Origin of the sequence: Leclercia sp. Colony189, from assembly GCF_009740165.1 — a bacterium.
In the GTDB taxonomy this organism is placed as follows: domain Bacteria; phylum Pseudomonadota; class Gammaproteobacteria; order Enterobacterales; family Enterobacteriaceae; genus Enterobacter.
Genome location: NZ_CP046557.1, coordinates 2,917,455 through 2,937,301 on the forward strand (window position 1 = coordinate 2,917,455; position 19,847 = coordinate 2,937,301).

General features: G+C 53.7%; 32 protein-coding genes. 1 reads left to right on the forward strand and 31 read right to left on the reverse strand.

The window, feature by feature from the left end; translation table 11 throughout:
• Positions 1 to 35: 35 nt before the first annotated feature.
• The 31 genes from GNG29_RS13890 to GNG29_RS14040 form a co-directional block, all read right to left on the reverse strand.
• Entirely contained in the window at positions 36 to 377 is a 342-nt protein-coding gene (locus tag GNG29_RS13890; protein WP_156654765.1) for a hypothetical protein, read from the reverse strand.
• 70 nt (positions 378 to 447) lie between these two features.
• Complete coding sequence (locus GNG29_RS13895; RefSeq protein WP_156654766.1) at positions 448 to 711, reverse strand: DUF4035 domain-containing protein; 264 nt, start codon at positions 709 to 711, stop codon at positions 448 to 450.
• Between the two features lie 23 nt (positions 712 to 734).
• Entirely contained in the window at positions 735 to 1,136 is a 402-nt protein-coding gene (locus GNG29_RS13900; RefSeq protein ID WP_156654767.1) for a phage tail assembly chaperone, read from the reverse strand.
• A gap of 53 nt (positions 1,137 to 1,189) precedes the next feature.
• Entirely contained in the window at positions 1,190 to 1,660 is a 471-nt protein-coding gene (locus tag GNG29_RS13905) for a phage tail tube protein (protein ID WP_156654768.1), read from the reverse strand.
• A gap of 54 nt (positions 1,661 to 1,714) precedes the next feature.
• Positions 1,715 to 2,062 (reverse strand): DUF3168 domain-containing protein, encoded by a 348-nt coding sequence (locus GNG29_RS13910; protein WP_156654769.1) that lies wholly within the window; start codon positions 2,060 to 2,062, stop codon positions 1,715 to 1,717.
• Positions 2,059 to 2,508, reverse strand: coding sequence for an HK97-gp10 family putative phage morphogenesis protein (locus GNG29_RS13915; protein WP_156654770.1), 450 nt, complete (start codon positions 2,506 to 2,508; stop codon positions 2,059 to 2,061). The genes GNG29_RS13910 and GNG29_RS13915 overlap by 4 nt, the downstream gene beginning before the upstream one ends.
• Positions 2,505 to 2,843, reverse strand: coding sequence for a phage head closure protein (locus GNG29_RS13920; protein ID WP_150320643.1), 339 nt, complete (start codon positions 2,841 to 2,843; stop codon positions 2,505 to 2,507). The genes GNG29_RS13915 and GNG29_RS13920 overlap by 4 nt, the downstream gene beginning before the upstream one ends.
• Positions 2,843 to 3,169: a head-tail connector protein gene (locus GNG29_RS13925; protein WP_156654771.1), complete on the reverse strand. Its 327-nt coding sequence runs from the start codon at positions 3,167 to 3,169 to the stop codon at positions 2,843 to 2,845. Before GNG29_RS13925 ends, GNG29_RS13920 begins: the two co-directional genes overlap by 1 nt.
• A 34-nt stretch (positions 3,170 to 3,203) precedes the next feature.
• Complete coding sequence (locus GNG29_RS13930; RefSeq protein WP_057059277.1) at positions 3,204 to 4,361, reverse strand: phage major capsid protein; 1,158 nt, start codon at positions 4,359 to 4,361, stop codon at positions 3,204 to 3,206.
• A 2-nt stretch (positions 4,362 to 4,363) separates the two neighbouring features.
• Positions 4,364 to 5,041 carry an HK97 family phage prohead protease gene (locus tag GNG29_RS13935; protein WP_156654772.1) on the reverse strand — a complete coding sequence of 226 codons (678 nt, stop codon included), beginning with the start codon at positions 5,039 to 5,041 and terminating at the stop codon, positions 4,364 to 4,366.
• Positions 5,042 to 5,058: 17 nt separating this feature from the next.
• Positions 5,059 to 6,333: a phage portal protein gene (locus tag GNG29_RS13940; RefSeq protein ID WP_156654773.1), complete on the reverse strand. Its 1,275-nt coding sequence runs from the start codon at positions 6,331 to 6,333 to the stop codon at positions 5,059 to 5,061.
• Positions 6,333 to 7,847, reverse strand: coding sequence for a terminase large subunit (locus GNG29_RS13945; RefSeq protein ID WP_156654774.1), 1,515 nt, complete (start codon positions 7,845 to 7,847; stop codon positions 6,333 to 6,335). Before GNG29_RS13945 ends, GNG29_RS13940 begins: the two co-directional genes overlap by 1 nt.
• Before the next feature lie 5 nt (positions 7,848 to 7,852).
• Positions 7,853 to 8,338, reverse strand: coding sequence for a hypothetical protein (locus GNG29_RS13950; RefSeq protein ID WP_063922244.1), 486 nt, complete (start codon positions 8,336 to 8,338; stop codon positions 7,853 to 7,855).
• 183 nt (positions 8,339 to 8,521) lie between these two features.
• A complete protein-coding gene (locus tag GNG29_RS13955) occupies positions 8,522 to 8,725 on the reverse strand; it encodes a hypothetical protein (protein ID WP_156654775.1) in 204 nt (67 codons plus the stop codon).
• A complete protein-coding gene (locus GNG29_RS13960) occupies positions 8,725 to 9,066 on the reverse strand; it encodes an HNH endonuclease signature motif containing protein (RefSeq protein WP_156654776.1) in 342 nt (113 codons plus the stop codon). The genes GNG29_RS13955 and GNG29_RS13960 overlap by 1 nt, the downstream gene beginning before the upstream one ends.
• Positions 9,063 to 9,653 (reverse strand): hypothetical protein, encoded by a 591-nt coding sequence (locus GNG29_RS13965; protein WP_156654777.1) that lies wholly within the window; start codon positions 9,651 to 9,653, stop codon positions 9,063 to 9,065. Before GNG29_RS13965 ends, GNG29_RS13960 begins: the two co-directional genes overlap by 4 nt.
• Positions 9,635 to 11,092 (reverse strand): glycosyltransferase family 2 protein, encoded by a 1,458-nt coding sequence (locus GNG29_RS13970; protein ID WP_156654778.1) that lies wholly within the window; start codon positions 11,090 to 11,092, stop codon positions 9,635 to 9,637. Before GNG29_RS13970 ends, GNG29_RS13965 begins: the two co-directional genes overlap by 19 nt.
• A 124-nt stretch (positions 11,093 to 11,216) precedes the next feature.
• A complete protein-coding gene (locus GNG29_RS13975) occupies positions 11,217 to 11,630 on the reverse strand; it encodes a hypothetical protein (RefSeq protein ID WP_156654779.1) in 414 nt (137 codons plus the stop codon).
• A 97-nt stretch (positions 11,631 to 11,727) separates the two neighbouring features.
• The gene (locus GNG29_RS13980; protein WP_156654780.1) at positions 11,728 to 12,021 is read right to left on the reverse strand and encodes a hypothetical protein; all 294 of its coding nucleotides are present in this window, start codon (positions 12,019 to 12,021) and stop codon (positions 11,728 to 11,730) included.
• Positions 12,018 to 12,212 carry a hypothetical protein gene (locus GNG29_RS13985; protein ID WP_156654781.1) on the reverse strand — a complete coding sequence of 65 codons (195 nt, stop codon included), beginning with the start codon at positions 12,210 to 12,212 and terminating at the stop codon, positions 12,018 to 12,020. The genes GNG29_RS13980 and GNG29_RS13985 overlap by 4 nt, the downstream gene beginning before the upstream one ends.
• Positions 12,163 to 12,438: a hypothetical protein gene (locus GNG29_RS13990; RefSeq protein ID WP_156654782.1), complete on the reverse strand. Its 276-nt coding sequence runs from the start codon at positions 12,436 to 12,438 to the stop codon at positions 12,163 to 12,165. Before GNG29_RS13990 ends, GNG29_RS13985 begins: the two co-directional genes overlap by 50 nt.
• A 7-nt stretch (positions 12,439 to 12,445) precedes the next feature.
• Positions 12,446 to 13,075, reverse strand: coding sequence for a glycoside hydrolase family 19 protein (locus tag GNG29_RS13995; RefSeq protein ID WP_156654783.1), 630 nt, complete (start codon positions 13,073 to 13,075; stop codon positions 12,446 to 12,448).
• Positions 13,075 to 13,356, reverse strand: a complete 282-nt coding sequence (locus tag GNG29_RS14000) for a phage holin family protein (protein WP_156654784.1) — start codon at positions 13,354 to 13,356, stop codon at positions 13,075 to 13,077. The genes GNG29_RS13995 and GNG29_RS14000 overlap by 1 nt, the downstream gene beginning before the upstream one ends.
• Positions 13,343 to 13,729: a phage holin family protein gene (locus GNG29_RS14005; RefSeq protein WP_063136051.1), complete on the reverse strand. Its 387-nt coding sequence runs from the start codon at positions 13,727 to 13,729 to the stop codon at positions 13,343 to 13,345. Before GNG29_RS14005 ends, GNG29_RS14000 begins: the two co-directional genes overlap by 14 nt.
• 107 nt (positions 13,730 to 13,836) lie before the next feature.
• The gene (locus tag GNG29_RS14010) at positions 13,837 to 13,992 is read right to left on the reverse strand and encodes a DUF3927 family protein (protein ID WP_156654785.1); all 156 of its coding nucleotides are present in this window, start codon (positions 13,990 to 13,992) and stop codon (positions 13,837 to 13,839) included.
• Positions 13,989 to 14,417, reverse strand: coding sequence for a tellurite resistance TerB family protein (locus GNG29_RS14015; RefSeq protein WP_063160072.1), 429 nt, complete (start codon positions 14,415 to 14,417; stop codon positions 13,989 to 13,991). Before GNG29_RS14015 ends, GNG29_RS14010 begins: the two co-directional genes overlap by 4 nt.
• Before the next feature lie 273 nt (positions 14,418 to 14,690).
• Positions 14,691 to 15,473 carry an antitermination protein gene (locus tag GNG29_RS14020; RefSeq protein WP_156654786.1) on the reverse strand — a complete coding sequence of 261 codons (783 nt, stop codon included), beginning with the start codon at positions 15,471 to 15,473 and terminating at the stop codon, positions 14,691 to 14,693.
• Entirely contained in the window at positions 15,470 to 16,447 is a 978-nt protein-coding gene (locus GNG29_RS14025; protein ID WP_156654787.1) for a toprim domain-containing protein, read from the reverse strand. The genes GNG29_RS14020 and GNG29_RS14025 overlap by 4 nt, the downstream gene beginning before the upstream one ends.
• Positions 16,444 to 18,054, reverse strand: coding sequence for a DEAD/DEAH box helicase (locus GNG29_RS14030; RefSeq protein ID WP_156654788.1), 1,611 nt, complete (start codon positions 18,052 to 18,054; stop codon positions 16,444 to 16,446). The genes GNG29_RS14025 and GNG29_RS14030 overlap by 4 nt, the downstream gene beginning before the upstream one ends.
• 426 nt (positions 18,055 to 18,480) lie before the next feature.
• Positions 18,481 to 18,777 (reverse strand): hypothetical protein, encoded by a 297-nt coding sequence (locus tag GNG29_RS14035; RefSeq protein WP_156654789.1) that lies wholly within the window; start codon positions 18,775 to 18,777, stop codon positions 18,481 to 18,483.
• Entirely contained in the window at positions 18,761 to 18,994 is a 234-nt protein-coding gene (locus GNG29_RS14040) for a helix-turn-helix transcriptional regulator (RefSeq protein WP_156654790.1), read from the reverse strand. The genes GNG29_RS14035 and GNG29_RS14040 overlap by 17 nt, the downstream gene beginning before the upstream one ends.
• Positions 18,995 to 19,113: 119 nt before the next feature.
• On the opposite strand from GNG29_RS14040, the gene GNG29_RS14045 reads away from it, so the two are divergent.
• Positions 19,114 to 19,803, forward strand: a complete 690-nt coding sequence (locus GNG29_RS14045) for a helix-turn-helix transcriptional regulator (protein WP_156654791.1) — start codon at positions 19,114 to 19,116, stop codon at positions 19,801 to 19,803.
• Positions 19,804 to 19,847: the final 44 nt, after the last annotated feature.

The window sequence follows — 19,847 nt, forward strand, 5'->3', positions numbered from 1 at the left end:
ACCTATAAAAAAAAGCCCCAAAGGGCTTTAATTATTTACTGGCATATGCTCCTGAAATTACCTTCACCTTTATCATCGTTCTCGTCAATTATTTTGACAGGACTATTATCAACAACCTTATCGTCTTTAACAGTCAGGTGAACATAATAATTTCTATTTCCAACATAGCCGCCGTATGAGTTTTTTGCATTAACCGTTCCACAAACATACCCAACACCATCTCCAAATGGTCGATAATATGAACTAAATTTTGCGCTCTCGGGGTCTTTAAGTGATTGAGCAACTAAAGACTCGCCAAATTTAATCATTTCTTCATCACTGGGTTTACATGCAGAAATAAATAAAGTTAATAAAACAATCAATGCATATTTAAACATTTGCGGGCTTCCCTATGAATATATAATCACTCATAGGTTACCTCATGAACATCAAAATTGGCAGATTTAGTTACAATCCAGATATCCATTCCTCCAGCTCGCTAATTTCCCTGTCTTCTTCCTGCTCTCCCCATTTCAGCATCACGTCCGGAATGGTGAATTTGCCGCCCTGAGAGTTCAGCGTCGCAACGGCGATCTGTGCCGCCTGCGCGTCGGCGCGCCAGTCGCCAATCGGACTGATGCGGTCAAACTCGATCCACATTTTCAGTTCGCTGGCGGTGATGGTCTGGCGCAGCTCCTGCAGAGTCCGCCCCAGCCGGAGCGCCAGCGACATAAGGAAGAAGGTCAGCGGCTGCTTTACGGCTTTCCCGCTTCTTCCTGGCTCATTCCGAGGCCGAGAGCCTGGGCCAGCAGTCGGGCATGCACCGGGCCGTAAATCTCTGAAACCTGCGCCTGATCGTCATCACTGAATACGCGCTCACCGTTTTCATCCAGCAGAACGTCAATAAACAGAACGACATCGGCCTCTTTGTTACGCAAAAACTTCTGCGATTCGGTCAGGACAGGCGGCTCTTCACCTTCCGGGATCTGGGGGTTGACGATCTCACGGAACTTTACCCAGGCATCGCCGGAGGGTTCGCGCAGTGTGACCTTTGCGCCGTCCCATTCGGGCACGGTAACGCCCGGTTTTGTGCGGTACGCTTTCGATGCAGTAAGCGCCACGTTGCGTAATGAATTCTGTGATGTCCTTTGTGCCATTTCATTCTTCTCTTGTTGCAGGATAAGGGGATTAAAAAAGCGGCCGAAGCCGCTCAGGAACCAGACGCGAAAATGCGTTTAGGCTTGCCGCGAACGCGCAGCGAATAGGTCGCCCCAACAACGGAAGACGTTGCCGCAGACCACGAGCTCTGGCGAACTTCCACCAGCACATAAAAACCGTTGCCCGACGGGAAAACCACGCGCAGCGCACGCAGTTCGTCATTTTCGTAAGCGGTCTGCAGTGCCTCCTGTGCGGCTTCGTCGCCTACCCAGTTACGGGTAATGCTCATCTCCGCCGGTGCGGCCAGGCCGTTGGTCTGCTCCTGTTCGGTTGAGCACAACGTGGTGACGTCAATATCACCCTTCTGGCCACCGGCGAAGGTGATTTCCTTCGTTGCACAGGCCGCTTCCAGCCAGGTAACACCGGATCCCGGGAATGCAGATGCGTTAAAGTCATCTGCGGTTACGGGGGCTGAGGAGACAGCAAAGGTCATCCCCTTAGTGACTTCGTACTTACTGGCCATGATTTCTCCAGATAAAAAAAAGACCGCCGTAGCGGTCTGTGAGGGTGAGTGAGGCTAAACGGTTACCTGAAATTCAAGCGTTGCCCTGTGATAGCGCAGGTCAGGTTCATAACCAGGCGTTTTGACGATATTTCCCGGCTTGAGCACCTGGACGGCATCCAGCGCCATATCCCTGATCGCGCGCGCTTCGGTAATGGCACTGGAATAGACATCCACCTGGACCGATACGGCAGACTCTGCCTGTCCGCAAAGAACGTCTGCGGCCACATCGGTGATGATCGAGAAAATCACCCACGGCGGCGCGATTGAAGGCTGCCCATCGCTGCCGAGAGGTGCAACGTAGGGATAAACCTTGCCGCCAGCCAGTGATGCCAGCAGCGGATAGAGATCGTCTTCGGTCATTTGCTTAACGCCTCGTCAATGGCCTGGTTCATGCGCCGCATAGCCACCTCTGTGGCCTGCTCTTGCCGCACATCAAAAGCCGGACGCACGAAGGGGTGAGGCGGCATGTTGGCGGTTCCCATCTCAACGAAACGCCAGTAAAAAGCGTTCCGCGGATTCTTCGCCTTCATGGTGTTATCGCTGTTGCCGGTGCGAGGGTTAACTCCACGGATATGCACACCGGAAGAGATTTCACCGCGGCGTCGGCTTTTCTGTGTCACCACCACCACGTTTTTCTTCAGCTTGCCGGTGCGTACCGGGGCGCGGGCGATCACCTCTTCTTTAAGCACTTCCGCGCCGGCGCGCGTGGCATCGCGAAGAACCTTGTTATTTTCTGCGCGGCTGAGTGCTTCAAGGTCTTTAGCTATGTCGGCCAGTCCGGAAAAATCAAGGCTCGTTCCGATCACTTTTCAGCTCCTGTTTTACACAGAATTTCCAGGCGAGTACCGTTCGGGTTGGCGACAGGTGGGCCGATAATATTCAGCAATTGGCCTTTGTATGGGCCGCTGAGCACTTCTACGCGGGAGGAAGCATGTACCTCAGGCCTGAACCGCATCCAGATGCGAATCGTTGCCTGTGCCATCTCCGCTCCACCTGACATTTGCTCTCTGCCGCTGATCCCTTTCACCTCTGCCGGAACCGGATCGCCACCACTCCATGACTCCACTGGCTGACCAGATGAATCCCGGGAGGTTGTGAAGTTCAGGATTTTAACCCTGTGCCTGAATCGTCCAGGTTCCATCAGGAGCCCTCCTCAGGTTCCGCTTTTCCGCGCCAGTTGCGATGAATAAACATCATTCGCTCAGCAGCAGCATTTTCGTAAAGCTGAACCTCGCTTTGTGCGGTCCGGTGTTCGAACATGTCAGCAAATACCAGGAGCACGGCTCCCTTAACCGCTGCCGGAATATCACCTGGCGCCTTCCATGCTGGCTCGTCACACCATCGATAGCAGTAGTCAAAGGCTGCCTGGGCGTAAAGCGTGATCAGCTCGTCCCGGTCATCTTCTTCAAACTCTATCTGCTGCTTAAACAGGTTGAGGCCGATTACCTGCAGAACATCTATCGCCATACGTTAAAAGGGCGGGTTACCCCGCCCTCCCCCATCATGAGCCAGAAGAGAAAGTGCCCTTGATGATTGCTGTCGGGCGATAGTGAGCCAGCGCCAGGCGTTCTTCACACAGGATGGTCAGCATGTTTTTCACGAAGTTGTCGCGGTCTTCACGGCTGACTTCCACGGTGGCATCCATGCGATCCCAGACCTGAGACGCCATGTCGAAACCGCCGACGGTGAAGGTGCCGGCTGCCTGCGCCTTAGTCGGAACGACTGGCAGGCCCCACATGATATTGCTGGTGAATGCCTGTGGGCCACCGAAGAGATAACGACCTTCGTTGTCTTTCAGCAGCGCGATGTTGTGCCAGTCGCGCGGGTTAAGGACAATGCCGGAGGCGCTGAACTCGGACTCGGTCACCTGATAAATAGCGTGAGCGATGATGTCCGCGCGGGTATCACCGGTGACATTCAGCGATGTGTCGTAGGCGGTGGCCACTTTGTTCAGACCTTCCAGGTTATCCCCGCTGCCGTCGCCGTTCAGCAACTGACCTTCTTCCTTCAGCGCCAGACCGTACATCAGGCGGTCATTGACGTAGGACTGCAGCATCGGGGCGTCGTCCATAACCTGGCGCGAAGCCTGCACCCAGTGGGCGATGGTTTTGACGTTGGCGGTCTGCTTGCTGAAAGTGATATCCGATTCAGGCTTAAGCGCCTTTTCAGCGACCACATCGGCGCTATTGGTAAACACCTCTTCGCGCACGTACTCCAGTGAGTTACTGGAAATGCGGCCCTGTGCCAGCAGGTCACGAATGGTCAGGCGGCGCAGGCCCGGCATGATAATGCCCGGAACCTGCATCGGCTGGATCAGGCTGCCAGCAGATGCCGCAGTACTGCCCAGGGATTTATTGAAGGTCTTCGCATCGAAGCTGCCTTTGCTGCCGTTCCAGGACTTTTGCAGCTCTTCAGCTGCGCGCTCAGAGAAGGATTTCTTCTCACCTGGGTTTTCGGCACCGGAAGCCAGTTTCTGTTCCAGATCGAAAAGGCGGGTACCGGATTTACTCAGCTCTTCCTGTACTTTCGCCAGATCGGACTGCAGCTGTTTGGACACCACGCCGGTGCTTTCGATTTCTGCCTTCTGGGCATCGAAAAGCTGGGTCATTTTCAGCTGGGACTCTTCGATGGCTTTTTGAATTTGAGCGAGTTCAGACATAATTATTTTCCTAAATTAGAAGGGAAGGATTTGATGCTCTCAAGCAGAGCGTTGATTTGTGCTTCGTTTCCGTCGCCCTCGGACTCGCTCCGAATCGCTGACTTAAACCGGGCTATTAACCCAACTGCCTGTGATTTGGTGAGGCCGACTGAATCCCTCAGCCAGTTCTCCACGTCACGGATCGTTTCAATGCCATCGACACTTTTCATGGCTGCAATGCCAGCCTGTTCGTTGGCCGGGAAGGTGCAGACGCTGATTTCGCGCAAGAACGGGATATTTTTGAAAATGCGCCCGCTGGTACCGATGGAGTAATCGTCTTTCGTCACTGAAAAGCCCACCGACATACCCTCAACGGTGCCATGTTGCATGGCCGCTTTGAGGTCAGTGGCACCGCTGTGCCCGGGCGTTAACTGACCGCGTACAAACAGGCCCTTATCGTCTTCTGCGATGCTGTCCCACTTTCCAACCGGCAATTCCCATGTTTTGTGGTTGAAGAACATCGCCACTTTCCGGGTCTGGTTGGTCAGCGCGTTTTTGAAAGCGCCGGGCAGAATGATGTCGCCGTCGGAATCGGTGTTATTGAAAACAGAAGCGTATCCTTCGAAAACGCCCTGCTTCCCGTCACCGGTGAACTTGATTTCTGTCTCGTCGAAAGACAGGGTTTTTACGATCTCAGGCATCGCGGCCCCCATAAAAATTAAGCCCCGTCATTGCGGGGCTCTTTGTTGGTTCCTAAATCGGTGATCGGCACGTATTGCGACTGCCGCATTGCCACATCGCCACCCGGCAGCGGCGGGAGGTTATCTGTTCGCCGCATCTCATTGATCGTGCGAAGCCCCGCCTCGCCCATCGCCTTCATGAATGCAGCGCGGGAAGCAGAATCACCTCTCAACAGACCATCAAGATTGTGCTCAGCGTGAATGCGGCCAACGTCCTTCGCCTGGATCAGCCATCGCTGGATGCTGTTTTCCCAGCGCGAGATATAGGGCTGCAGGGTGTACTGCAGGAAGCCGAGATTCTGCTGCTCGATGCCCGATCCCCAGCTCGTTGACTTCTCAACGTCGCCAACAAGGTGAGGCGGTACGCCAAAGAATCGGGCCAGTTCGCTAACCTGGAATTTTCGGGACGCCATCATTTCGGCATCCTGAGGTGTCACGCCAATTGCCGAAGTCGAAAAACCCGCTTCCAGAATCCAGAGGCGTTTTTTTACCGGGCCGCCGGCGATCTCTTTGAAGTTCTCTTCAACCTGCGAACGCTGCTGCTCGGTTAGCACCTTTTCGCCGGTAGAGAGGATTTGGGGCGATTTAGCGCCGTTGGCAAAGAAATCTCGCTGCTGGTCTTCCATCGCCACCGCCACGCCTGCCGATTTACAGGCAAACGCGATGGGTGAGAGGCCGACCAGCCCGGTAAAACCGAATCCTTTAAGGTGAAAAATCTCTCTCTGGGAAAAGTCCGCGTATTCGCTGTCGCGCTGATAGCGATAAACCACTTTCTTACCAACCATCTTCACATCCATATTCGCGGACTGAAGCGGTATCAGGCTGATCACGTCGCCAGCGCTGTTACGATCCACCAGCGCATAGGCGTTCCCGTAGAAACAAAGCTGCATCGTCATGGCCTCCCTGAACTCCTGGGCGGTCATGTACTGATTGGGGGAATAACGCAACAGGCGAGCCAGCGGATTGCTCAAACCGACTTTTTTTCGGTTGTCGCTCGGGTCAGTCTCGAAGACATCCAGCGGAAGGCACGCAGTAAGGGTCGAAATCAGGCTCACGCAGCGCCACACCGTCGATATTTGCAGTATCCGTTCATCGTTAATGGATGAATCGCCCAGGTGTCCGTGGGCCGAAACAGGCCCTGTTTGCGAGCCCTGATTTGGGGTGACTAAACGCCCGCCGACAAACCAGGACTGCAGCCTTGCCCACCAGCCGTTATTGGTTCGCAGGTCAATCGTGTATTTAGGTTCTTCCATCACATGCTCAGCGGTCGAAAAATGAAGTCCTCGAAGTCACCACCCTGTTCGGTAACTTCCCCATTGGCGGCACCAACGGACATTGTCATTGCGACCATGCCATCAATACGACCCGTTGCTTTTGATTTATCGAGTTTGCGGTTGCCGGCAGCATCTTTAACGATCACCGCATTCACGGCGCACATCGTTAAAACCGGGTGCATGCCATGCCTAACCCGCCCGTTAAGCATCAGCGATTCAAGGGTGTCCACTGCCGGGCCCATATCCTTAAAGCCCTGGCCGAACTCAACCAGAGGGAGGCTCAGCCCGATGGTGTCCGCCTCTTTCCTGAACTGGTCAATGCGCCAGCGGTCAAAGGCCATCGAGGTAATATCGAAATCACCGATAATTGCGGCGATATCAGCGACCACGAATGAATAATCGACAGACGCGCCTGGCGTCGTGCGTAGAAGGCCTTCTCTGACCCAGACGTCATACGGCGCGCGGTCTGTTTTGGTGCGTTCTTCAAGCGTCTTTTCAGGCGTCCAGAAGAAGGGGAAAACATCCCAGACACCGTCTTCTGCTTCACCAGCAATGACCAGCGCCGTTAAATCGTTTCTGGCTGACAGATCCAGCCCGGCATACCATTTCCGCGCTGTGTTCTGCGGTATGCCGCCGCACAGCTCCCAAACACTGCGGGATATGAACGGCGATACAGTAGACACGCGCTGGTTCAGGTTCAGGTTGCGGAAGGTGTTCTCGAAACTCGGCATGCGCCCCGCTTTTTCCGCCTGGCGCGCCATGTCTTTTTCAGACCTGAACGTACCAAGCGCCGGGTTAGCGGCAAGCCATGATTCACGCTTACTGATATCCGCCTCTTTGGGGGCCTCGTAAACGTGACAGACGATGTGCGGATCTTTCGATTTAACCGCGTCATCTATCCAGATGCTCAGCAGGTCGGCATCGTTCGCCGCCTGGGTGCTGATAACAATCAGCAGCGGGCTTTCATGTGCGCCCTGAGCCGTGGTTATGGCGTCGATAAAATCATCCTGCGGCCCCCTTACCTGCCCGGTTTCATCCAAAATCGCAAGAATGGGCGAAAGGCCATGTGTGGTTTTACCCTCAGCAGATAAAGCTTTGTACTCCACATTACACGGCAACCCGATCAGCTTTTTGCCGCTGGGCGTGATGTGAACCAGCTCCTGCAGCTTCGGATTAAGGTTAACCATCTTCACTGCCAGGTTAAAAACGATGGCCGCCTGCTCCCGACTGAGAGCGCCGCTGACGATCTGCGTGTTCTGTACCGCTTCGGGTCCCACCAGATGCGCCAACAGGATTCCGGCAATCAGCCCTGTTTTACCGTTTTTACGCGCGATGCTGAGGATCGCCATGTCCGTACCGGCCGGATTGTCATAAATCGACAGGATGAATGTTTTCTGAAAAGGGTCGAGCCGCATTGGCTGCCCGATTAGCTTGCCTTCAGGCACGATGCAAAAGCGCTCAATGAACGCTATTACGCGCTCACCTCGCGTCATAGTTTTTATCCGTGTTTGGGAAAGGCGATCAGGTTGTCGTCCTGGTCCTGATGTTCAGCTCGGGTATCCCGGGCGGCACGATCATTCTGGTTGCGTTTCTTCTGGTCGCGGCTTTCGCCGTTGGTTGCGTGGGAATGGATCTGCAGGTCACGTCGCTGTGCCAGGATGGTTCGCTGCAATTCTGGAATTTGCTTCCGCAGGTCTTTAATCAGTGCCTCGTTTCTGCCTTCACCGCGCACGCGCTCTTCTTTGCGCAAATCTCTGCGTAAAACGGTGATATAGAGCTGGTTATTCGCCAGTTCTACAGCGGCTAAAAGGTCGGCGGGTGTCCAGCTGTCCAGAGCTTTCGATCTGATATTGTCATGCCAGAATGGTTCGGCTTTTTTCTCCAAACCTGCATGGGACGGCGGATCGATGGTGTCCACTGCTGCATTATTCATGGCCTGAATCGCCGCCGCCGAACTGTCGGAGCGGGTTCGTTTATCTGCCATATGTCAACACCTTAAAACGGAAAAAATCGGGTTAGCGTTAAAATCAAACTTTGGCGGCGGTCATTTGGGGCAATGGATTTGAAGATTTGATCCCCCCCTACCCCTGATGCGATTCATTATCATTTGACATCATTGCATTTGAAATGATTTCATTTGATGTCTATCCCCTGCCTCATCGCCGCGCTAGGCCGAGTCTTTATCCACCTGCAGGAGGACTGGATTGATCTTCTCAGGTTCAGGCCATAAGTGACCCGATACACTCAGCGTCGGCACGTCCTGGCCGACTGAGTGGGAGAACTCAATCGAGGTCACGCCCTTCATCACCACGCCATCGATCACCAACTGAACAAACTTACCGTCGCGGTATTCAATACTGAGGTCTTTCATTACGTGCTCCAGTGAGACGCAGGATCGAGTGGGTAGCCGTTGGCATCACAGCCGATGACGGTGCCGCTCTTCTCCATTCTCTGCTTCGTTGAATCGTGGTGGGCTTTGCACAGTGGCTGCCAGTTCTCTTTACTCCAGAACAGGTGCTGTGCCTTCGAGATGGCCAGCGGGTTACCCGACTTAAGCGCATCTTTGAGCTTGTGAGGTTCGATGTGGTCAACGACCGTGGCCGCCGTTATTCGTCCCTGCTGCTCGCACATCACACAGAGCGGGTGCTGCTGCAGGAAACGCAGGCGGGCCTTATCCCATCGACTGCCATATATCCGGGGCTCTTTGTTCATGCCAATCTCCATGCTCGGCGGCGTTCTGTCCTCGGCTCGTTGTCCGGGTGACGCTCAACCGTCGGCAGGTCAGCGTGATCCACCAGCGAGTAACACGGGTAAACCACCCTGCCGCCGTAAGCCTCACCAACTGCGTAATCTGCTGCCAGCGTTTTATTCCATGCGCTGAGCATGCGCACTAACCTGCCCTGAGGTGGGCTATAGCAGACACCGTGAATCAGCTTTCGCATCACGATGTGATCACCACAGACGCGATCAGCATCCACCAGCATTCCGGCTATTTCTTTTTGATACTGCGGCGGTCGTCCTGTACCCAGATAAAAGCTCAGCATGTCGTCAGGGAAACGGGCCAGCCAGTCAGCCACCTTGTCAGCGAACCCGGGCACGGGTAAAGCATCGTCTTCCAGCACCACTACCCGGCAGGATTGTTCGGCGGCCCATTCAAGCGCGCGCCGGTGATTCCAGTTCGCGCCGTGATTCCCTTCATCAAGAAGAAGATGGGCTCCCAGTTCACCAGCGAGCAATGCTGCTGAGGCAAACCGGGTGTGATGGCCAACGACAACGAACCTCACTTGTGTTTCCACCATGCTGCCTCCTTACCGATGCCGTCTGTTTTGAATATGGTGTGCACCTTAGGGCCGGTAACGACACGATCGCCGAATGACTTTGCAGCCATACCGAACGCGCCCATGTCCACCAGCGTGGCGGGCGCTGTTTCTATCTTCCAGAAGCGGTGGCTTTCAATCAGATAATGCTGACGGATGATCCGGTGGGCGAACTCCATTACATCTTCACGGCTGCCACCAATCAGGCCAGCATTAAGCAGCTGTTCATCCCGGTGCAGATCGAGGAAGTCGCTATAGGCTTTGCCGTGGTGATTGGCCTTCATCCACTTGTCAGCGTAGGTCTTGTGCTCAGAGCCAACGTAAATTTTACCGGGCACCATTTCTGCCCAGGGCTCACGCAGCATCTCAACGTCTGTCCCGTCAGTACACCAGACAAGATGGTATTCAGGGTGGGCACGAAGATACTGATAGATATGCAGCCAGCGCGCAAAGTAAGGGCTCATGTCTAATGCGGGCACCTCGCACAGGCTGGCACCGCTGGGAGGTTCTTTAAGTTCGTCGGCCAGCACCATCGGCAGCGCGCCGGATATGGAGCCTGACCAGGACTGAAGAACCTGCGGTTCGGGTCTCATCTTTCCGGTGCGCTGTGGATCCGGCTGGCTCGTGAGCAGCGTCGTTAATACCAGATTCGGATTGCTGCTGTACGAGGCAAAGCCGGTATACCCACTGTCGCGTCGTGCGTTGAAGATGCCAACGTTTCGTTTTACCAGCGCCTCCCGGTCGGGCCGGGGTATTGAGCGTGTTCCTTCTTCGTGCTCATCCATCGAATGAATCAGCTTTTCAGAACCAGCCACATCAGCAAACGCCCATGTCGATAACCCGGCGTTGTGAATGCGAAGGGCCAGATCCGGATGCTCGTACATGCCGCGACCGTATACCGGATCGAACCCGCCCACCTTCTCGATGGCGCTGCGGTGGTAATACAGCATCACTCCGCGCTGCCCGGTGTAAGCGACGTGCTTGTCATCCCGGTACAGCACAGCCATATCGTTCAGCTTATTGCGGCCAGCCAGATCGAGGAACTGGTAAGCCAGGTGTGGTTCAGGTGATTCGATATAAGGCAGGTGCCAGTTATCGGCAATCGGCCAGGCGTCATCATCCCACAGGAAGAGATGCTCACATCCTGCATCCATCAGTACGGTCAGGCTGGCGTTCTTTGAGGCGACGATTCCGAGTGATGTTTCATGGCGAAGCAACTGCACGCCGCTGGGCACTACTGCTGCAGATTTGGAACCATCATCGATAACCATCAGCAATGCTCCAGCAGGCAGATGCTTCATGTGCTGCTCGAAAGCGAGCTTAAGAACTTCTGGCCGATTATGCGTGGTTATTGCTATGCCAATCTTGGAGGAAGAAAAACTTACTGGCGCATACTGGACGCCATCTATGGTGACCTGCATTTTTATCCCCTATAGGGCATATTTACTATTTATCCGCTATAGACATTACGATGAGTCTACCCATGATGATGTCCATAAAAAAACCCCGCATATGTGCGGGGTTTATAGTTAAATTACAGGTAAATTATTCAAAGCGTCCTAATAGATGCCCATCAATTTCGTCTATGCGCATTCTTAGCAGGCCACCTAAAAATGGAGTGAATTCAGAATCTGAACCTTGCACTGCTACTTTTTTGAGATGAATGTAATTCAATGGAGGCTCATTTCCCTTAGCGGGGTCCATTTCATAAAAGGTCTTACCAATTTCAGAATAAAGATTTTTCAGGGCTTCGCCTTTACAGTTCTCAACCATCGAAGCAAAATATTCTTTACCTGAAATCACATCTCCTGATATCACGGTTCCTTTGCAAAATAAGGTTAAACCTACTGAGATTTCATCCAAGTTCGTTAAATGAACAATATTAAGTAAGACATTATCTCGGACCTTTGAAGCGACCACTTCCTGCACTTCTCTATCATTACCATTGAATTCAAGCATAGCTAACCCCTTTGCATTATGGAGCATGTATAATATCCATTGCTTGAAAATGGTTAAAGCATTATCAAGCCCACCCGCAGATGAGCTTTGGAATGCGTTAACAATCAGAGTCAGGACGTGTTACTGCACGACAGGCCCACATGCAGGCTTCTTGCATTTTGGTGCGGGCAATAGACAGGCAGCGCAATGCGTCATCAATCTCACGTGCCTGCTCAGTGCTCAGCATTGCTGGCCCATTACGGACAGTAAGCAGCTCGCTGCGCTCGGTATCCAGCAGGTTGCAGAATTGACGACTGACGTCCTTCAGGCGGTTCATGCGTTCGATTTCACCCGGAGTTAACGAGCGGTATCCCTTTACGGTACTGCCATCTTGCGGTTTTGCTTCACTCATTTCGCTGCCCTAACGTAAGGTTGTTGGCAGTTCGCCTGCCACGCTTTGTTATGCGCCAGGATGTCTTTCTTCGTCTGCTTATCCAGCACATCAATGTCATGATCGGTCAGGTAGATTGGCTTTACCCAGTCACAGGCGGTATCAAACACTACCGGGGCGCTGCCACGAGTCACGCAGCTCGCGATCAACATCGTCGCCAGGCATATGGTTAACAGTCTGCTGTACATTGCTGGCCTCTTTCGTTGCTTCAACCCGGCGTTCTGCCACAGCGACCGTGGCCGCGGCGTTATCTTCGGTTCGCTGCTGGTCTGCTTTTGCTTCGGCTTTGCTGGTGCCGCGAACGTGGCCCAGGCCAAAAGCGCCAGCAATGGCTGCTATCACTGCCGCGGCCAGACCGATGATCGTTTCAATACCCATATTGACCTCACACCAGCACGGATTTTGCCAGGTTGAACAGAATGCGCCGCTTATCCAGCCCGTTGCGGCCGCCGTTGATGATCAGCGTAACGCGCTCCACATCGCCGGAGTGAAGAAGGCAGCCACGGGATGCGAAGAACCATGCAGCTGATCGGGCAGCGTAGACATCCTGCTCAAGCAGTTCCGGGTGCGTGACCAGATCCAGCTTCAGGGCCAGTCCGCAGCTGCGATAGTTGCTCAGCCCGGTAATCTGCTTCAGTCCGCGCCCGCGATATTTCCATCCATCGCCCGCCACCTGATTACCCAGATTGTTTTTGCCCCACTCATTCCCATAAACCAGATTGGCGATCGCCTTCTGGTTTGCAGGCTGCGTTGCCGTTCTGCCGAGGGCAGCGGCCTGCTGTGCGGTAATGCGGTGACTACCGAACGTTGGTACCAGGCTCTCAGCTGCATAGTTCAGGTTTTCAACCACCCGCGTAAACCCGGCGGACTCATGCCCCATCTGGGCAATAAACATGGCCTGATCGAGCGGAGCGGTTATGCCGTACTCTTTCATTGCAGCGTCAATATGCGGAAACCAGCGCGCAGCCAGCCCGGCGCTGATACGAGCCGCCTTCTGAAATTGTGTTTGATTCATTATTGCCTCAGATGATCAACCAGACGCGCTACGTTGCCCCTGACGGCCACCAGCACGAAAAGGAAAAGAACGTTGGCCCCAATGGTGGCCCACGATGAATGAGGATAAATGCCGCAAAGGTAGGCCAGTGGCACGGCGCTGTACGTCACAGTAATCAGCCATGCCAGGCGGGAAACCCACGGGCGATGCCGTGAATCACCCCGGCGGTAAAACATCAGAGTAAGAACTACGCCAGCGCAGATCAGCGCGTTAATAGTTGCTGTCGGGTCATTTAGAACCACCTGAACCTCCCCGGCGCGTTATCAGCGCCACCAGCGAGCCGACATCCTGGTTATTCAGGAACGTCAGGATTTTGACGGCTAAAGCAGAAACGATAACGGCACCAATGGCGTCCAGGGGTTTGTCGCTGTAACCGGTCAGATTAGCCAGCTTCGACCCGACCAGGCCGGAGCACAGAATGCCAGCGATATAGGACACGATAAAATAAGCAAGTCGGCGTGCTGCGCCCAGGTCGGCTGCCGTGGCGATATAAAATACCGCCCCTGCAAATGCGCCAAAAACTACACCGTAATCGGTCCCGGTCAGCAGTCCATAAACGCTGGCCCCCGCCAGGGTGCCACCGGCTAACCCCGTGCCGGAAATTGGATCGGACATTGGTCCCCCTCAGTGCTGTGAATCCTCTCAATATGAGGGGAAAGAAGGCCGCTGTGCGGCTGGATGTCACTCTGTCAAAGGCCATCGCAATGACCTTTTGCACAGTGTTATTTACTGGATTTAATCAGGGGCCAGAGCAGGGCAACCACCCCAGCCACCATCACGCCGTCTGCCAGAATCGACATCATCTTGCTGGTAAAGTCGATTGCCACCACAAGGAACAACAGCACCCCGGCAGCGGCCCAGCGGAGATTGCCGATCACAGATGGTTTTCCAGACGCAGGCCGAGGACGTTGGCGATCTCTTCCAGCACCTTGCGCTCTTCTGGCTCTACTTCACCATCAGCCTCTGCGATGGCCACGGCCACATCGAGAACGTCTTCAGCTTCGCGGGTGTCGTGCTTAACATCTTCAATCTCACGCAGCGCAGCACGGCGACCAATCTTAAAGTTGGTGTCCAGCTGACCGACGATCGTTGCGCTGATGGCGTTGATTTCAGAGGTGAACGCTGCCAGTGATGGCTGATTGCGCAGCACTTGCTCAATCTTCGCCTTTTCTGATGCTTCGCATTCACCATCTGCATAAGCCACCAGGTAAGCAGCGTTAACCACTGCCTGAGCCAGATCGCGCTTTTCGAACTTTTTGATGTCGCTTACTGCTTTACGGGCTTTTTTACCGAAACCGAACATAGTGACTTTCCTTTTAGCGGGTGAGCCAGCGCTCAGGAATGATCGGCCCACAGAGACAGTCACACCGACCGTTCCCTATGGCTCACCCCTGAAAGGCTCTGTGGTTGAATTGCGCCGAGCGTGGCGCGAAGAATTACAGGCATAAAAAAACCCGCACAGAGGCGGGTTTGATGTCGTGCAGGCGTAATATCCCACGATGGAAAGCATACAGGACAACTTTATGCAAAGTCAACGCTATCGTGCAATAAAATGTCGCCATTTGTTCCGAAAACATTAATAAGCTGTGGCCTTCTCGAATTCTACAGCGGCTTGCCGCTCTCCCTGGCGCAGCGTGTCCGCCAGCATTTCATAGAATGGTTTCCAGTTTCGTGACCATGAGGACTGATGGAGATCCGGGAGACGCTTCAGAATGGCTCGGTGTGCCGTGGCAGAAGAGACAACAGAGAAGCCATTACCAGAGCAGCGGCCACAGGTTTTAAACACCGGGGCCCCCTTTTCCTTCGTCGCGGCACGGTCGAGGACCTCGCCTTTACCTCCGCAGCGGCAACGGGCATGGATCACTCTCTTACCTCCACAGGTGCCGCATATACGCTTCACCGTCTCACGCTTGATCTTCGGGGCCACAACTTCAGCGCCGTCTGCATCGAAAATACCAGGGTGCTTGATTACATCCTCGAGCTGGGACATAAAACCGGTACCGCCGCAGCTACTGCACGCCGCGCTGGTGGCCGCCGAACGGGAATAATCAGCAAAGGCAAATTGCGCCAGGACCTGCATGCACCAGCCGAACTCACCACCAGCTGCTTTACGCACGTTCTTTGGAGCGGAATCCATCGCATAACGGGCCAGCGCCTGAACCGCGAGCTGTTCATCTGTTTTGCTGATGCCAGCCTTTCCGAAGAAAGCAGCCAGGCCGAAGCGCGCACGGCTGCTGGTGGTACCAATCGCCGCCATAACATCAGTGCCGGTGAGACGATCCGGAGAGGTTCCTTTTACGTCGTCGCTGATATGCATTCCCTGAGGACTAAAATGTTTAAGTGCTGCTTCCAGTTTCATGCGGCCACCTGCTGTTTTTTATAGAAAACCATTTCACGAACCTGATCGCCGTTCATGAGCATGTCGTTAAAGTCTCCATTATCCGGCCAGTAGATACTGACCTTTTCGAGGTCGTTTTTTGCCATCAAATTGGCATGAGCACATTCCATAGCAGCCGCTAAACCGGTAGCACTGTTGACGTCACGGTCTGCAAAAATGATGAAGTTCTTCACGCCAGCCGGCACACGGAATTTCTTCATGAATCCGCTGGTCATGGTTGCCCAGGTGTTGACCCCGTAAAGCTGGTGCGCTGACAGGGCTGTTTCGATGCCCTCGGCGATGCCCAGCGTGGTGGAAACTGGGAACATACGGATCGCCACCGAACGGGCGTGATCCAGGTAACTTTCTTCCTGAAGTGATTTTTGACGCTTCGCCCCTGATGAATCTTTCAACTGAGCCTTCCGGTTTCCGTCCAGCAAGGTTCTGTGCAGATAGCAAAGCTCGCCCTTGTCATCTGTTGCGAGTGAATACAGGCTCTGGAAAACCTTTCCGCCGTAGCGCTCATGGTCGTTGAATCTGATAGCGTCCTGCGGAAGCTGGTAGACACCACGGGAGCTGAGATACTCAGCGCCGGACGTGCCGCGCAGCGGTGCAAGCTTCGAAAACTTACTGATCACCCTTTTGCGCAGGCTGCCAGCGTTACTGGTGACCGGTATTTTTTCCCGAGCAAAGGTATTGCCGATCAGCTCGTCGATTTCACGGCAGATCTCATTGAAGGGTTTGCCCTGGGTTTGCGTAACCAGTTTTAATCCATCACCGCTGCCGCAGGTACAGATCCAGGTGCCGGCACCGTCACGATCATCGATACGGAACTTACCAATAGAGTCACATAGCGGGCATTTGCCTTTGAAGTGGTTTTTGCCGGTGATCGGCGGAAGCCCATAATGTTCAAAAATCATGGCCCACTGGCCTTTAGCCGCTGCTGCCGTCTTCATGCTTGTTTCCCTAACTGCTGCCTGATTTCGTTAATCGTGTTATGCGCGTGGCGAATACGGGAAGTCGCAGGTTCTGCTGCTACATCCTGCTGGCGTTTAGCCTTCCCTTTCACAAAGGCGATCTGTTTGTGCCTGATGAAGTTCGAAACCGTAGGAGTGATGTCCATCGGGTAGTCGCTCAGGCCGTTGGGCCACTCTCCGAAGCGATCATGAAAAGTGTGCTTACACCACCCATCGCTTACGGGCTTTTTGCCCAAAGATTCACGCTGACGCTGGTAAAACTTAATCTGGCTCCACCAGGCCTGTTTCTCGGCCTTTGTGGGCTGGCGCTGTTCGGTGCCCAGCTTTTTAAGCTTGCGCCCGGTGTCTGTATCGATATCTTCACCGGCCAGCGGCTTGTGTCCGCATTTCGGGCAGACATAGACACCAGCTGGTTTCATGTAATGGCATTGCGAGCACTCGTGTGGCAGCTTCTCTTCGCGTTCTTCAGCTGCGCGGCGCGCGCTTTCTTCCATACCATCTGATTTGCCGGGCAGATCGTCATACTCGATGGAATCCGGATAACCCAGGCGGTGTACGGTGCCGCTGTGATCGAAGATGAGGCAGGACTCTTTGCCCGGCGCGGTGCGCAGACCGCGGCCCAGCGCCTGCAGCCAGCGAATTTCGCTTTTGGTTGGCCTGGCGTAAATAATGCAGCGAACGTCGCTGTCGAACCCGGCCACCAGGACGCCCACGCTGACGATGATCTTTGTAGCGCCGGTTTCAAAGCGATGAACGATGGTCTGGCGATCCTCCACCGGGGTGTCGGCGGTCATAACCTCAGCGTTAACGCCAGCCTGGTTAAACCGGATGGTCAGGAAATTGGCGTGGGCTACGTTCACGCAGAACGCGATTGTCGGCAGATCCCGGCCATGCTCCAGCCAGTTCTGAACGATATCGCCCACCAGCGTGGAGCCGCACATAATCTCGGCCAGCTGCGTCTCGTTGTAATCGCTGCCGAACTCCAGTGATGGAGCCGATTTGACGCCTTTCAGATCCGGCTTAGTGGGCGCGTAGAACTCGTATTTGCTCAGGTCCCCGCGCTGGATCAGCTCGCCGATGGTGGTAGGTTTAATAAGCCGGTCATAGTATTTACCCAGGAACGGTGAAAACGGCGTACCTGACAGGCCAATCACTTTCACGCCTTTAGCGCGCAGACGTTCGATATCCTGCAGGATGCGTTTTTTACGCAGGTGCGCTTCGTCGATTATCAGCAGATCGATGTTGTCAGGGAACACGCGGCGAATAAGCGTATCAGCGCTGGCAATCTGGATTTTCAGAGACGGATCGTAATTCGGATGATCCGCCCAGATATAGCCAATTTCATCACCCGGCAGGCCATATTCAACAAAGCGATTGGCCGTCTGACCGATCAGGATGGTGTATGGTGCGCAGAACAGAACGCGCATGCCGCGGCTGACGAACCCGGCGACAATGAAAGCGGCCAGCCCCGTTTTGCCGCTGCCGGTTGGCGAGTACACCATGAAGGTGTCGTTTGCCTTCCAGTTCCGGCGCAACATATTCAGCGCGCGCTCCTGTGCAAAATTCGGTGTGATCGTCAGCTGCATTGTGCTGCCCCCGCGGTGATGAGATAATAATTTTGTGATGTGGTTTTCATGGATTCCCCTCACATGGCTGGCGGCCTCCCCAAAGGTTGCCAGCCTCCCTTCTTAATCAGTCCTCCTGAAATTCACTCTTCCAGGAAGAACCTTCCTCGTTTCTCTGCGCCTTCAGCTTTCGTACTACCTTGCTGATACGGCCGCTTTTTTTGGTTCAGCCCTTAAGACTGAGATCTACCTAACCAATGGATCTCGCCTGTTGGAAAAGGCCCTATTCCTACCCCTACACCCAATCCCCCCTTACCCCCCTTTCCCTCTTCCCCATAAAAACGTACTACTTCCCTAGTACGTATGGGGATGAGGTTCAGATGGTTGCCAACCTGATCAGGCACCTTTAAGCCTGCATCTGTTCGGGTGCCTTTAAACCCGGAACAATCAAGAACGCGCTTGCATTCCAGCCGGGGGTGGTTCGGCGGTATACCCCTGTAATGCCCTGCCGTGATTCCTTACGAACAGGCGAAGCCGTGTGTTTGCTTCGTGCCTTGCCCGGTTCTCCTTGCGATATGAAACGGGTTCAGCCTCAAACGTTTCCTGATACACAGCTGCGTAACGCTGGATGGCTTTTTGCCGTACTGCTGGCGCCAGGGTTAATAATTGCTGCCTAATCCAATCCGAATCCGCCTGGCTATGACCATCAGGCATAACCAGGTGCTCATTACGGGTGATATCCATCAGGGCTAAACCTTTCGGGATAGAGGATCTGAATTTCTGTCAGCTCCGCGCTGAACAATTTGGCCAGCTTCTCAGCAACTTCCGGAGAAGGCCTCTGTATACCTCGCTCCATTCGACTAAGATTACCGGGGTCGCACTTGATGGATGATGCAACCTCCTGAATGGTCATCTTTGCTTTGAGGCGAGCTTTGCGTAGCGGTGTAGTAAACATGCGCATAACTCCATATGTGTTTAAGACATAATATGCGCGACAAACATATTATGCAAGTTGAGTTGTGTGAGTTGCAAAATTATGTATAAAATACAAATTAAATAACATTTGGCGGGGGTGCTTCGATGAACGTAGGGCAACGCATTAGAGAGCTGAGAAAAGCAAAGAAAATGACTATAAACCAGCTGGCGTCCCTGACTGACTGGGACGTCGGCAACATTTCTCGGCTCGAAAGAGGTATGCAGGGCTACAGTGAAGCCAGCCTCAAAAAGATTGCCGAGGCTTTAGAAGTTCCACTCTCTGAACTATTCTCTTTCCAAGATAAAAAAGATACTGTAGATACATACAGTATCAATTCACTTTCGCAGGAAAGGAGAAGGGACGTGTATCGAGTTGATGTGATGGACGTTTCTGCAAGTGCAGGCAATGGCAACTCTACCCGTGACTTCATCGAAGTTATTAGTTCGATAGAGTACGTTACCGAAGAGGCGAGAAATCTCTTTGGCCACCGGCCCGCAAATCAGGTCAAGCTCATTAACGTTCGCGGCGATAGCATGCAGGGCACAATCGAGCCAGGTGATCTCATTTTTGTTGACGTTGGTGTAAACCACTTCGATGGTGACGGCATATACGTTTTTGATTTTAGCGGCGATCTTTTTGTTAAGCGCCTTCAGAAAATCAAGACTCAGCTACATGTGCTTTCAGACAATCCACTGTACAGAGAATGGCAGATCACTGATGCAGAGATGGACATGCTTCACGTATGCGGAAAGGTGCTTCTAAGCCAATCACAACAATTCAGACGCCACGCATAACCCTACCTTCCCACACATACAAAAGAGCCTGAGGGCTCTTTTTT

Bases quoted from the DNA above. Each gene is read 5' to 3' on its own strand.
- GNG29_RS13890 (WP_156654765.1), bottom strand. From the start codon at position 377: ATGTTTAAATATGCATTGATTGTTTTATTAACTTTATTTATTTCTGCA.
- GNG29_RS13895 (WP_156654766.1), bottom strand. From the start codon at position 711: ATGTCGCTGGCGCTCCGGCTGGGGCGGACTCTGCAGGAGCTGCGCCAG.
- GNG29_RS13900 (WP_156654767.1), bottom strand. From the start codon at position 1,136: ATGGCACAAAGGACATCACAGAATTCATTACGCAACGTGGCGCTTACT.
- GNG29_RS13905 (WP_156654768.1), bottom strand. From the start codon at position 1,660: ATGGCCAGTAAGTACGAAGTCACTAAGGGGATGACCTTTGCTGTCTCC.
- GNG29_RS13910 (WP_156654769.1), bottom strand. From the start codon at position 2,062: ATGACCGAAGACGATCTCTATCCGCTGCTGGCATCACTGGCTGGCGGC.
- GNG29_RS13920 (WP_150320643.1), bottom strand. From the start codon at position 2,843: ATGGAACCTGGACGATTCAGGCACAGGGTTAAAATCCTGAACTTCACA.
- GNG29_RS13925 (WP_156654771.1), bottom strand. From the start codon at position 3,169: ATGGCGATAGATGTTCTGCAGGTAATCGGCCTCAACCTGTTTAAGCAG.
- GNG29_RS13930 (WP_057059277.1), bottom strand. From the start codon at position 4,361: ATGTCTGAACTCGCTCAAATTCAAAAAGCCATCGAAGAGTCCCAGCTG.
- GNG29_RS13935 (WP_156654772.1), bottom strand. From the start codon at position 5,041: ATGCCTGAGATCGTAAAAACCCTGTCTTTCGACGAGACAGAAATCAAG.
- GNG29_RS13940 (WP_156654773.1), bottom strand. From the start codon at position 6,333: ATGGAAGAACCTAAATACACGATTGACCTGCGAACCAATAACGGCTGG.
- GNG29_RS13945 (WP_156654774.1), bottom strand. From the start codon at position 7,847: ATGACGCGAGGTGAGCGCGTAATAGCGTTCATTGAGCGCTTTTGCATC.
- GNG29_RS13950 (WP_063922244.1), bottom strand. From the start codon at position 8,338: ATGGCAGATAAACGAACCCGCTCCGACAGTTCGGCGGCGGCGATTCAG.
- GNG29_RS13955 (WP_156654775.1), bottom strand. From the start codon at position 8,725: ATGAAAGACCTCAGTATTGAATACCGCGACGGTAAGTTTGTTCAGTTG.
- GNG29_RS13960 (WP_156654776.1), bottom strand. From the start codon at position 9,066: ATGAACAAAGAGCCCCGGATATATGGCAGTCGATGGGATAAGGCCCGC.
- GNG29_RS13965 (WP_156654777.1), bottom strand. From the start codon at position 9,653: ATGGTGGAAACACAAGTGAGGTTCGTTGTCGTTGGCCATCACACCCGG.
- GNG29_RS13970 (WP_156654778.1), bottom strand. From the start codon at position 11,092: ATGCAGGTCACCATAGATGGCGTCCAGTATGCGCCAGTAAGTTTTTCT.
- GNG29_RS13975 (WP_156654779.1), bottom strand. From the start codon at position 11,630: ATGCTTGAATTCAATGGTAATGATAGAGAAGTGCAGGAAGTGGTCGCT.
- GNG29_RS13980 (WP_156654780.1), bottom strand. From the start codon at position 12,021: ATGAGTGAAGCAAAACCGCAAGATGGCAGTACCGTAAAGGGATACCGC.
- GNG29_RS13985 (WP_156654781.1), bottom strand. From the start codon at position 12,212: ATGTTGATCGCGAGCTGCGTGACTCGTGGCAGCGCCCCGGTAGTGTTT.
- GNG29_RS13990 (WP_156654782.1), bottom strand. From the start codon at position 12,438: ATGGGTATTGAAACGATCATCGGTCTGGCCGCGGCAGTGATAGCAGCC.
- GNG29_RS13995 (WP_156654783.1), bottom strand. From the start codon at position 13,075: ATGAATCAAACACAATTTCAGAAGGCGGCTCGTATCAGCGCCGGGCTG.
- GNG29_RS14005 (WP_063136051.1), bottom strand. From the start codon at position 13,729: ATGTCCGATCCAATTTCCGGCACGGGGTTAGCCGGTGGCACCCTGGCG.
- GNG29_RS14015 (WP_063160072.1), bottom strand. From the start codon at position 14,417: ATGTTCGGTTTCGGTAAAAAAGCCCGTAAAGCAGTAAGCGACATCAAA.
- GNG29_RS14020 (WP_156654786.1), bottom strand. From the start codon at position 15,473: ATGAAACTGGAAGCAGCACTTAAACATTTTAGTCCTCAGGGAATGCAT.
- GNG29_RS14025 (WP_156654787.1), bottom strand. From the start codon at position 16,447: ATGAAGACGGCAGCAGCGGCTAAAGGCCAGTGGGCCATGATTTTTGAA.
- GNG29_RS14030 (WP_156654788.1), bottom strand. From the start codon at position 18,054: ATGCAGCTGACGATCACACCGAATTTTGCACAGGAGCGCGCGCTGAAT.
- GNG29_RS14035 (WP_156654789.1), bottom strand. From the start codon at position 18,777: ATGGATATCACCCGTAATGAGCACCTGGTTATGCCTGATGGTCATAGC.
- GNG29_RS14040 (WP_156654790.1), bottom strand. From the start codon at position 18,994: ATGCGCATGTTTACTACACCGCTACGCAAAGCTCGCCTCAAAGCAAAG.
- GNG29_RS14045 (WP_156654791.1), top strand. From the start codon at position 19,114: ATGAACGTAGGGCAACGCATTAGAGAGCTGAGAAAAGCAAAGAAAATG.